This is a genomic window from Pseudomonas sp. 10-1B (assembly GCF_000935045.1).
Lineage (GTDB): Bacteria > Pseudomonadota > Gammaproteobacteria > Pseudomonadales > Pseudomonadaceae > Aquipseudomonas.
The window spans coordinates 116,169-125,760 of the sequence record NZ_JYKS01000027.1 but is presented as its reverse complement, the minus strand read 5'-3'; the positions used below and the strand labels follow the sequence as shown (position 1 = coordinate 125,760).

The window sequence follows — 9,592 nt, the reverse complement described above, 5'->3', positions numbered from 1 at the left end:
CGGAGAAAAGCTGGATTTGCTCTGATGGCTTGAAACCCACCGGCGCAGCAAGCTGTAGTCGATACCGAAATGCTGGGCTACCTTGCGGAAGCCTTTATTGCCATCCAGGTAGGCTGAGATGGCTGTGAGCTTGAAATGCTCTGTGTATTTGCCCATAGGTCCCCCAAGGGTTGGATTTTTTGTCCAACTTCTTGGGGGCAGTCCAACCTGTGGGAGCAACTGTCTTGTATTGCCTGAACTGTGGCCTCATCGCAGGCAAGCCAGCTCCCACAGGGACCGCGCAGAATTCAGGAGTTGCGCGATCCCTGTGGGAGCAACTGTCTTGTATTGCCTGAACTGGCCTCATCGCCGGCAAGCCAGCTCCCACAAGGACCGCGCAGAATTCAGGAATTGCGCGATCCCTGTGGGAGCTGGCTTGCCGGCGATGGGCCGCAAAGCGGCCCCGGCAATATAGGCGGCGAAGCTGAAATCCTGGGGCCGCAGCAGGGCCTTTAAATCAGTTTCAGGAAGGCCTGACGCCACAGCGCATTTGCCGGCAAAGCCAGGAAATACGGATTAAGCAACGACTCCCGCGGCGGATACCGGAACGGCAGGCCATCCACCCCGATCACCTCGCCACCAGCCCCTTCCACCACGCCCTGCGCTGCCGCCGTATCCCACTGCGACGTCGGCGCCAGGCGCGGATAACAATCGGCACTGCCTTCTGCCAGCAGGCAGAACTTCAACGAGCTGCCGATATTGGCCAGCTCCAGCTCACCCACCGCAGCCCTCAACCCCGCCAGCAGCGCTTCCTGCTCCGGGCTGGAATGCCGGCGGCTGGCCACCACGGTAAAACGCCCCCCCGCTGGAGGCACGTTGCGCACCTGGATCGGCTGGGCAGCCCCACCCGCCTCGGCCCGCCAGGCGCCCAGCCCACGGCCACCAAAGTAGCAGCGCCCATTGGTCGGCATCGACACCACGCCAAACACCACCTCACCGTTTTCCACCAGGGCGATGTTGACCGTAAACTCCTCGCTGCCGGCAATGAACTCCTTGGTGCCATCCAGCGGGTCGACCAGCCACCAGCGGCTCCAGCCCTGGCGCTCCGCCAGCGCAATGTTGCAGTCCTCTTCGGACAGCACCGGTATCTGCGGCACCAGCGCCAGCAGGCCATCGGCAATCACCCGGTGCGCGGCCAGGTCGGCGGCGGTAACCGGCGAATCGTCGGCCTTGTTGGTCACCGCCACATCGGCGCGCCAGAACGGCAGGATCGCCTCGCCTGCCGTCAGCGCCAGCCTGACCACTTCGTGCATCAGTTGCAGGTCGTTCATAGCTCCAGCAACCCCCGCTGAACCAGCAGGTCACGGGCCAGGTACAGCGCCGCCAGGGCGCGGCCCTCAGTGAACTGCGGGTGCATGGCCAAGGCAGACAGCTCACGCAGGTTGACCTTGTCGACCCGCATCGGCTCCGGCTCGTCGCCTTCCAGGCGCTCTTCGTACAAGTCGCTGGCCAGCACCACCTGGATCTTCTGGCTCATGTAGCCCGGCGACAGCGAAAGCTCGGTCAGGTGCTCCAGCTGGCGCGCGCCAAAACCGGCTTCTTCCTTGAGCTCCCGGTCAGCCGCCGCCAGCACATCCTCGCCAGGTTCGATCAGGCCCTTGGGCAACGACAGCTCGTATTCATCGGTGCCGCCGCAGTATTCCTCCACCAGCACGGCGTGCTCGGCATCGAGCATGGCCACGATCATCACCGCGCCGTAACCGTTACCCCGGCCTACCAGGCGCTCGTAGGTACGCTCGTTGCCATTGCTGAAGCGCAATTGCACGGCTTCGACGCGAAACAGGCGGCTGCTGGCGACGATTTCGCGGCTGAGGACGGTGGGTTTCTGGCGCATGGGGCGGCTCCTTGGCGTGAACGGGTTACTATACCGTGGCTTGCCGACTGATCGAGAGTTTCCCATGCCTGTTCTTCCCTGGTCTGCCATCGATACCGTCCTGCTGGACATGGATGGCACCCTGCTCGACCTGCATTACGACAACCGCTTCTGGCTGGACCACCTGCCCCAGCGCTATGCCGAGCTGCACGGGGTAAGCCGGGCCATGGCGGAAATGGAGCTGCAGCCGCTGTTCGAACGCAATGCCGGTACGCTGAACTGGTACTGCCTGGACTTCTGGAGCCGCGAACTGCGCCTGCCGATACGCGAGCTGAAACAGGAAATCGCCGACCTGATCGCCCTGCGCCCAGGTGCAGACACCTTCCTGGCGGCGATCCGCAACGCCGGCAAGCGCGTGGTGATGATCACCAATGCCCACCGTGATTCACTGTCGCTGAAGCTGGAGCGGGTGGAACTGGCGCCGTATTTCGAGCGGCTGATCAGCTCGCATGACTACGGCTATCCGAAGGAGAGCCCGCAGTTCTGGGATGCGTTGCAGGCGGATATCGGCTTCGAGCCGGGGCGCAGCCTGTTCATCGATGACACCCTGGCGATATTGCGCAGTGCACGCAGGTTTGGTGTGGGGCATTTGCTGGCGGTGCGCCAGCCGGATAGCCGGGCACAGCCGCGTGACACCGAGGAGTTTGCCGCGGTCGAGGATTACCGGGAGTTATTGGTCGGCCTGTGAGGGCCCTATCGCCGGCAAGCCAGCTCCCACAGGTACAGCATCGCATTCACGGCGGGCGCTGTACCTGTGGGAGCTGGCTTGCCGGCGATAGGGCCGGTACAAGCTGTCGAGATCAGTCAGGAATACGCAGCACCTGCCCCGGATAGATCTTGTCCGGGTGCGTGAGCATCGGCTTGTTGGCCTCGAAGATCTTATTGTACTTGTTGGCGTCGCCATACACCTTCTTCGAGATGGCACTGAGCGTATCGCCCTTCTCCACCGTCACGAACCGCGCCGCCTGGGCCACCGGCCCGGTCACGGTGATCTGGTCCTCGACACTGGCCACACCATTGATGTTGCCCGCCGCCAGGATGATCTTCTCCTTCTCTTCCTGGCTGGCCACTTCACCCTTGAGGATGACCTTGTCTCCCTCTACAGTGGCGGTGATGTTCGGGTTACCCAGACCAACACTTTCCACGTGTTTCTTCAGTTGCTCTTCGGCGTTGGCGTTGCCGGGGGTCAGCAGGTCGATCAACTTCTCACCCGCTTCCTTGACGAAACTGAACAAGCTCATAGCGCTCTCCTTGTTGACGAAACCTCGGACTCAGCAGTCTAGGCCAGCTTTTCCCCCTCCGCCTGTGTGCGGCCAATCGACGCGGTCTATCAAGGGATAGACCCTAGCGATTAGACGCAACCGGCCCGCAAGCCTAGGCTTGTGCTATCAGAAAGCCGCCGATAGCCCCGATGGAAAGTCAGCCCCGATGAACAGCAAACCTCCGGTCTGCGCGGCCTCATCGCCCTTGTCCATGCCCGCCGCCAGCAACACCTACGATTACGTCCAGCTCAGCGACAACCAGCGCGACAGTACGCCGCTGGCTGAGGAAGTGGCCCTGGCCATCGTCTACAACGGCCTTAATCAGGCGGTGATGCTGGTCAGCCCCACCGACCTGGAAGACTTCGCCGTTGGTTTCAGTGTCGGCAGCGGCATCGTCGAAGGCACCGCGGAAATCTACGACCTCAAGCTCTCCGGCAGCGGCTCGGCGATGTACGCCGACCTGGAAATTTCCAGCCGCGCGTTCTGGAACCTGAAAAACCAGCGCCGCCAGCTGGCCGGTACCAGTGGCTGCGGCCTGTGCGGGGTCGAAGCACTGGAGCAGGCGCTGCCAGAGCTGACCGTGCTGCCCGGCGCGCCGTTGCCACCAGCACAATGGCTGGTCGGCCTGCGTGAACGCATCGATGCCTTCCAGCCGCTGGGCCAGCATTGCGGCGCGGTGCATGCGGCACTGTTCATGGACCGCCATGGCGAACTGCTGCTGGGCCGCGAAGACATCGGCCGGCACAACGCCCTCGACAAGCTGATCGGCGCCCTGCTGCGCCAAGGTATCGATAGCCAGGGCGGCCTGGCTATCGTCACCAGCCGCTGCAGCCTGGAGCTGATCCAGAAGGTACTGCGTGCCGGTATCCAGACCCTGGTCAGCCTGTCGGCGCCTACCGGCCTTGCCCTGCAATGGGCGCGCAAGCACAACCTCAACCTCATCCACCTGCCCAAGCACAGCGCACCGCGGGTCTACAGCCCAGCGGCGGAGTCGTAACAGCCGTGACCTCGTACCAGCACCTTCCGGACAATGCCCCAGCCTCCCCTCCTCGCTACAAGCCCTACCACGGCCCCGCCGGTGGCTGGGGTGCGTTGCGCAGCGTGGCAAAGGCCTGGGTTGGCAGCGATAACGCGCTGAAGAACATTCGCGCCCTGCTCAAGACCAACCAGAACGGCGGTTTCGACTGCCCGGGCTGCGCCTGGGGCGACTCGCCTGAAAGCGGCATGGTCAAGTTCTGCGAGAACGGTGCCAAGGCGGTGAACTGGGAAGCCACCAAGCGCCGCGTCGATGCCGCCTTTTTCGCCCGCTACAGCGTCACCTCACTGCTGCAGCAAAGCGACTACTGGCTGGAGTACCAAGGGCGCCTGACCGAGCCGATGGTATATGACGCGCCCAGCGACCGCTACCAGCCGATCAGCTGGGACGCCGCGTTCGCCCTGATCGCCCGCGAACTGAACAAGCTGGTCACCTCTGACCAGGCTGAGTTCTATACCTCGGGGCGCGCCAGCAACGAAGCGGCGTACCTGTACCAGCTGTTCGTGCGCGCCTACGGCACCAACAACTTCCCCGACTGCTCGAACATGTGCCACGAGGCCAGTGGTGTGGCCCTGGGGCAAAGCGTCGGGGTCGGCAAGGGCACCGTGACCTTCGACGATTTCGAGCACGCCGACGCGATTTTCGTCTGGGGCCAGAACCCCGGCACCAACCACCCACGCATGCTCGACCCGCTGCGCGACGCGGTGAAGCGTGGCGCCCAGGTGGTGTGCATCAACCCGCTCAAGGAGCGTGGCCTGGAACGCTTCCAGCACCCGCAGAACCCGCTGGAAATGCTGACCAACAGCGACCGCCCAACCAATACTGCGTTCTTCCGCCCGGCCCTGGGCGGCGACATGGCGATGCTGCGCGGCATGGCCAAATTCGTGCTGCAGTGGGAGCGCGAAGCCCAGGCCAAAGGCGAACCGGCAGTGTTCGACCATGCGTTCATCGCCGAACATGGCCATGGCGTCGAGCAGTACCTGGCAGTAGTGGATAGCACGCCGTGGGAACACATCCAGGCCCAGTCCGGCCTGGCCCTGGCCGACATCGAGCTGGCCGCGCGCATGTACTGCCGTGGTCAACGGGTGATCATGTGCTGGGCGATGGGTATCACCCAGCACCGCCATTCGGTGCCGACCATCCAGGAAATCGTCAACCTGCAGATGCTGCGCGGCAACATCGGCGTGCCAGGCGCCGGCCTGTGCCCGGTGCGTGGCCACAGCAACGTGCAGGGTGACCGCACCATGGGCATCAACGAACGCCCACCGGCAGCCCTGCTCGACGCCCTGGAAAAGCGCTTTGGCTTCCCCGTGCCGCGGCACAATGGCCACAACACCGTCGAAGCGATCCACGCCATGCTCGACGGGCGGGCCAAGGTTTTCATCGGGCTGGGTGGCAACTTCGCCCAGGCCACGCCGGATACCGAACGTACCGCCCAGGCGCTGCGCAACTGCGAGCTGACCGTGCATATCAGCACCAAGCTCAACCGCAGCCACCTGGTCCACGGCAAGCAGGCGCTGATCCTGCCGTGCCTGGGCCGTACCGATATCGATCTGCAGGCCGATGGGCCACAGGCGGTGACGGTGGAGGACTCGTTCAGCATGGTCCATGCCTCCAACGGCCAACTGAAGCCGCTGTCGACGCACATGCGCTCGGAACCGGCAGTGATCGCCGGCATCGCCGCTGCCACCCTGGGCAAGCAACCGGTGGACTGGCACTGGCTGGTGGCCGACTACGACCGCATCCGCGACCTGATCGGCGACACCATCGCCGGCTTCAGCGGCTTCAATCAGCGCCTGCGCCATCCGGGTGGTTTCTACCTGGGCAACAGTGCAGCCAGCCGCGAATGGAAGACCAGTACCGGCCGCGCCAACTTCAAGGCCAACCTGCTACCGGACACGCTGCTCGACGAGCGCGTGCGCGCCAGCGGCCAACTGCCGGACCTGGTCATGCAGTCGATGCGCTCGCACGACCAGTACAACACGACTATCTACGGCCTGGATGACCGCTACCGTGGTGTGCGCGGCCAGCGTGAGGTGCTGTTCGCCAACGAAGCCGACATCATCCGCCTGGGCTTCCAGCCGGGGCAGAAGGTCGACATCGTGTCGTTGTGGGGGGATGAGCATGTACGCCGGGTGCACGGCTTCACCCTGCTGGCCTTCGACATCCCGGCCGGGCAGGCGGCGGCGTACTACCCGGAGGTGAACCCGCTGGTGCCGCTGGAAAGCATTGGCGATGGCAGCCATACACCGACGTCCAAGTTCATTGCCATCAAACTGGAGCGGGCGCGGGACGATGGGCGCATCCTGTAACACCGTGTCGGGTTCTTCGCGGGCTCGCCCGCTCCCACAGGTACTGCACAGGGCTTGAGGCTGATGCGGGAGAAGTGGGAGCGGGCATGCCCGCGAAGAGGCCATCAGCCCAGCCTCAAAAACCAGAAAAGCCCTGTTCCAATGTGGTTCAGGGCTTTGTCATAAAGGTCTCAGACAGCCGAAAATCGATTAAGTTTCACAACAAATACAGTAACTTAGAGAATTGTGTACAACTCGTGTTACTCGTCGGATTTTCGTTGCCAGCCGCACGCCAGAGCCTCAAATTCGCCTCGTCCATCCCTATGAGGCTCTCTTGATGAAGAAGTACTCCTCGATTCTGTTGTTGTCTTTCAGCTTGCTCAGCGGCGTTGCCATGGCAGGCGGCACCACCGAAGCCGGCATTGGCGGCGCGTTGGGTGGGGTACTCGGCTCCGTGGTAGGCAACTCCATCGGTGGTAGCACCGGCGGTGCCATTGGTGCCGGTCTGGGCGGCGCAGCCGGCGGTGCCCTGGGCGCCGACAAGCGCCAGCGCGGTGAGGCCGCTATCGGCGGCGCGCTGGGCGCTGCAGGTGGTAACGTGGTCGGTCGCTCGGTGGGCGGCACCACCGGTAGCTACATCGGTGCAGCCGCTGGCGGTGGTGCCGGTGGCGCACTGGGTAACTACATGGGCAACAAGGCCGACGAAGACGAGCGCCATGAAAACCGCCGCTACCGTCGCGGCTACGACGACCGTCGTCATTGGGACCGTGGCCACCACTACGGCCACCGCAAACACAAGCGCCACTGGCGCCACTGATGCCCGAGGGCCCTGCCCCGGCAACGAAAGCCCCGCCCCTGCCAGCGGGGCTTTTTTTATGCCTGCCGTTCCAGCAACACGCCAGACAGGGTCACCTGCAGCGCCTCTGGCAACGCCACCGGCCTGCCACTGACGCGCTCGATGAACACCTGCACCACGGTGCCGGCCGCGCACGCCTCCGCCTCCCCTGGGCGGAACAGTGCCAAGTGGTACTCCACCGTACTGCCCGCCAGGCGGGCAACCCCCAGCCCCACTTCCAGCACATCCGGGAAGGCCGGTAGCGCGTAGAAGTCCGCCGCCGAACTGACCACGAAGGCCGCCAGTTCGCCATCACGCAAGTCCAGTTCGGCCTGCTCGACGAGGAACGCCTGGATGGCGGCTTCGAAGAAGCCATGCACGGTAGCACCGGCAATGTGGCCGTTGACGTCGTTGTCCTGGGGGCGGGTGAGGATGGGGTGAAAGTGGGAGAAGGCAGTGCGCTGAGGGGATTCGGTCATCTGGCTGGCTCTTGTCTTCGCAATGGATGCTGACAGTGAAACAGAAATTCCAGAACTTCGCTGCCTGGGATCCCTTGTGGGAGCCTATCAGCCCAAGCCCAGTGCAGTATCTGTGGCTTGCCGGAGGAACGAAAAAGCCGCCCCTTGGGGCGGCTTTTTCGTTGCGGCTGGTTCAGCTTACAGCTGTGGGCCAGCGGCCTTGATGGCGTCGGAAACTTCGAACTTCTTGAAGTTTTCGATGAACAGTTTGGCCAGGCCTTGGGCGGCCTCGTCGTAGGCAGCCTTGTCAGCCCAGTTGGTGCGCGGGTTGAGCAGCTCGGTTTCGACGCCCGGAACAGCCTTCGGCACGTCCAGGTTGATGATGTCCAGGTGCTCGGTTTCGGCACCGACCAGTGCGCCGCTCTGGATCGCAGCGATCACGGCACGGGTGGTCGGGATGCTGAAGCGCTTGCCAACGCCGTAGCCACCACCAGTCCAGCCGGTGTTGACCAGGTAGACCTTGGAGTTGAAGCCTTTGATACGCTTGATCAGCAGCTCGGCGTACTCGCCAGCCGGGCGCGGGAAGAACGGTGCGCCGAAGCAGGTGGAGAAGGTCGACTTGATGCCGCCGCCCGAACCCATTTCGGTGGAACCGACCAGCGCGGTGTAGCCGGACAGGAAGTGGTAGGCCGCCTGCTCGTTGTTCAGGATCGAAACCGGAGGCAGAACACCGGTCAGGTCGCAGGTCAGGAAGATGACTGCGTTAGGCTCGCCGCCCAGGTTCGCTTGCGAACGCTTGGCAACATGCTCCAGCGGGTAGGCCGCACGGCTGTTCTGGGTCAGGCTGACATCGGTGTAGTCGGCGTGCTTGTTGGCGTCGAGCACGACGTTTTCCAGCACTGCACCGTGCTTGATGGCTTTCCAGATGACCGGCTCGTTCTTCTCGGACAGGTCGATGCACTTGGCGTAGCAACCGCCTTCGATGTTGAAGACCACGCCCTCGCCCCAGCCGTGCTCGTCGTCACCGATCAGGTAACGGCTTTCGTCGGCCGACAGGGTGGTCTTGCCGGTACCGGACAGGCCGAAGAACAGGGTCACATCGCCTGCTTCGCCGATGTTGGCCGCGCAGTGCATCGGCAGTACGTCGGCAGCCGGCAGCAGGAAGTTCTGCACCGAGAACATGGCTTTCTTCATTTCGCCGGCGTAGCGCATGCCAGCGATCAGCACTTTCTTCTGGGCGAAGTTGATGATCACGCAACCATCGGAGTTGGTGCCGTCACGCTCAGGCTCGCAGACGAAGTTGGCGACGTTGAGAACCTGCCACTCGTCGCGGCCAGCCGGGTTGTACTGCTCCGGGTTGATGAACAGGCAACGACCGAACAGGTTCTGCCAGGCAGTCTGGGTGGTCATCTTCACCGGCAGGTAGTGCTCGGCAGCGGCCCCTACGTGAACGTAGGAAACGAAGTGATCCTGGGCGTTGTTGAACGCCTCGACGCGGTCCCACAGGGCGTCGAACTTGTCGGCCGGGAACTTGCGGTTGATCGGGCCCCAGGAAATGGCGTCCTGGGTGGAAGGCTCTTCGACGATGAAACGGTCAGCCGGCGAACGGCCAGTACGGTGACCAGTCTCCACGACCAGTGCACCAGTATCGGCTAGTACGCCTTCACCGCGTTGCAGCGCTTCTTTTACCAGCTCATCGACGCTCAGGTCGGTGTACACGGTGTTGTTGGCTTGCGTCATGAGATACCCCATCCGGCCCGAGGCCGAGTGCTCCAAACGTTTTGTAGTTGTCTTGAAA

At 63.4% G+C, this 9,592-nt stretch carries 10 protein-coding genes; 4 read left to right on the top strand and 6 right to left on the bottom strand.

Translation table 11 applies throughout. The annotated features are described in order from the left end of the window. The 3 genes from TZ03_RS28905 to nudE form a co-directional block, all read right to left on the bottom strand. Positions 1-156, bottom strand: a 156-nt coding sequence (locus tag TZ03_RS28905) for a transposase (RefSeq protein ID WP_152645475.1), incomplete at its 3' end; no start/stop codon positions are given. 335 nt (positions 157-491) lie between these two features. Continuing rightward, entirely contained in the window at positions 492-1,310 is an 819-nt protein-coding gene (gene cysQ, locus TZ03_RS16665; protein ID WP_051099192.1) for a 3'(2'),5'-bisphosphate nucleotidase CysQ, read from the bottom strand. Further along, complete coding sequence (gene nudE, locus TZ03_RS16660) at positions 1,307-1,873, bottom strand: ADP compounds hydrolase NudE (RefSeq protein WP_051099189.1); 567 nt, start codon at positions 1,871-1,873, stop codon at positions 1,307-1,309. Before nudE ends, cysQ begins: the two co-directional genes overlap by 4 nt. 64 nt (positions 1,874-1,937) lie before the next feature. On the opposite strand from nudE, the gene yrfG reads away from it, so the two are divergent. Then, the gene (gene yrfG, locus TZ03_RS16655) at positions 1,938-2,600 is read left to right on the top strand and encodes a GMP/IMP nucleotidase (protein WP_051099187.1); all 663 of its coding nucleotides are present in this window, start codon (positions 1,938-1,940) and stop codon (positions 2,598-2,600) included. A gap of 112 nt (positions 2,601-2,712) precedes the next feature. On the opposite strand, the gene lysM is transcribed toward yrfG, so the two are convergent. Further along, entirely contained in the window at positions 2,713-3,153 is a 441-nt protein-coding gene (gene lysM / locus TZ03_RS16650; RefSeq protein WP_051099185.1) for a peptidoglycan-binding protein LysM, read from the bottom strand. 187 nt (positions 3,154-3,340) lie between these two features. On the opposite strand from lysM, the gene fdhD reads away from it, so the two are divergent. The 3 genes from fdhD to TZ03_RS16635 all read left to right on the top strand — a co-directional run bounded on the left by fdhD (position 3,341) and on the right by TZ03_RS16635 (position 7,318). Then, complete coding sequence (fdhD, locus tag TZ03_RS16645; protein ID WP_051099183.1) at positions 3,341-4,171, top strand: formate dehydrogenase accessory sulfurtransferase FdhD; 831 nt, start codon at positions 3,341-3,343, stop codon at positions 4,169-4,171. A gap of 5 nt (positions 4,172-4,176) precedes the next feature. Further along, positions 4,177-6,522, top strand: a complete 2,346-nt coding sequence (locus tag TZ03_RS16640) for an FdhF/YdeP family oxidoreductase (RefSeq protein ID WP_051099181.1) — start codon at positions 4,177-4,179, stop codon at positions 6,520-6,522. Between the two features lie 316 nt (positions 6,523-6,838). After that, a complete protein-coding gene (locus TZ03_RS16635) occupies positions 6,839-7,318 on the top strand; it encodes a glycine zipper domain-containing protein (RefSeq protein WP_051099179.1) in 480 nt (159 codons plus the stop codon). Positions 7,319-7,374: 56 nt separating this feature from the next. Here TZ03_RS16635 and TZ03_RS16630 read toward each other — a convergent pair whose 3' ends face one another. Together TZ03_RS16630 and TZ03_RS16625 are read right to left on the bottom strand one after the other, a co-directional pair. After that, positions 7,375-7,815, bottom strand: a complete 441-nt coding sequence (locus TZ03_RS16630; RefSeq protein WP_051099177.1) for an acyl-CoA thioesterase — start codon at positions 7,813-7,815, stop codon at positions 7,375-7,377. A gap of 177 nt (positions 7,816-7,992) precedes the next feature. Continuing rightward, positions 7,993-9,534: a phosphoenolpyruvate carboxykinase gene (locus tag TZ03_RS16625; RefSeq protein ID WP_051099175.1), complete on the bottom strand. Its 1,542-nt coding sequence runs from the start codon at positions 9,532-9,534 to the stop codon at positions 7,993-7,995. Between the last annotated feature and the right edge of the window lie 58 nt (positions 9,535-9,592).

Excerpts from the sequence above, each read along its gene's own strand:
- TZ03_RS16630 (WP_051099177.1), bottom strand. The coding sequence starts at position 7,815 with ATGACCGAATCCCCTCAGCGCACTGCCTTCTCCCACTTTCACCCCATC.
- nudE (WP_051099189.1), bottom strand. The coding sequence starts at position 1,873 with ATGCGCCAGAAACCCACCGTCCTCAGCCGCGAAATCGTCGCCAGCAGC.
- yrfG (WP_051099187.1), top strand. The coding sequence starts at position 1,938 with ATGCCTGTTCTTCCCTGGTCTGCCATCGATACCGTCCTGCTGGACATG.
- TZ03_RS16625 (WP_051099175.1), bottom strand. The coding sequence starts at position 9,534 with ATGACGCAAGCCAACAACACCGTGTACACCGACCTGAGCGTCGATGAG.
- lysM (WP_051099185.1), bottom strand. The coding sequence starts at position 3,153 with ATGAGCTTGTTCAGTTTCGTCAAGGAAGCGGGTGAGAAGTTGATCGAC.
- fdhD (WP_051099183.1), top strand. The coding sequence starts at position 3,341 with ATGAACAGCAAACCTCCGGTCTGCGCGGCCTCATCGCCCTTGTCCATG.
- cysQ (WP_051099192.1), bottom strand. The coding sequence starts at position 1,310 with ATGAACGACCTGCAACTGATGCACGAAGTGGTCAGGCTGGCGCTGACG.
- TZ03_RS16635 (WP_051099179.1), top strand. The coding sequence starts at position 6,839 with ATGAAGAAGTACTCCTCGATTCTGTTGTTGTCTTTCAGCTTGCTCAGC.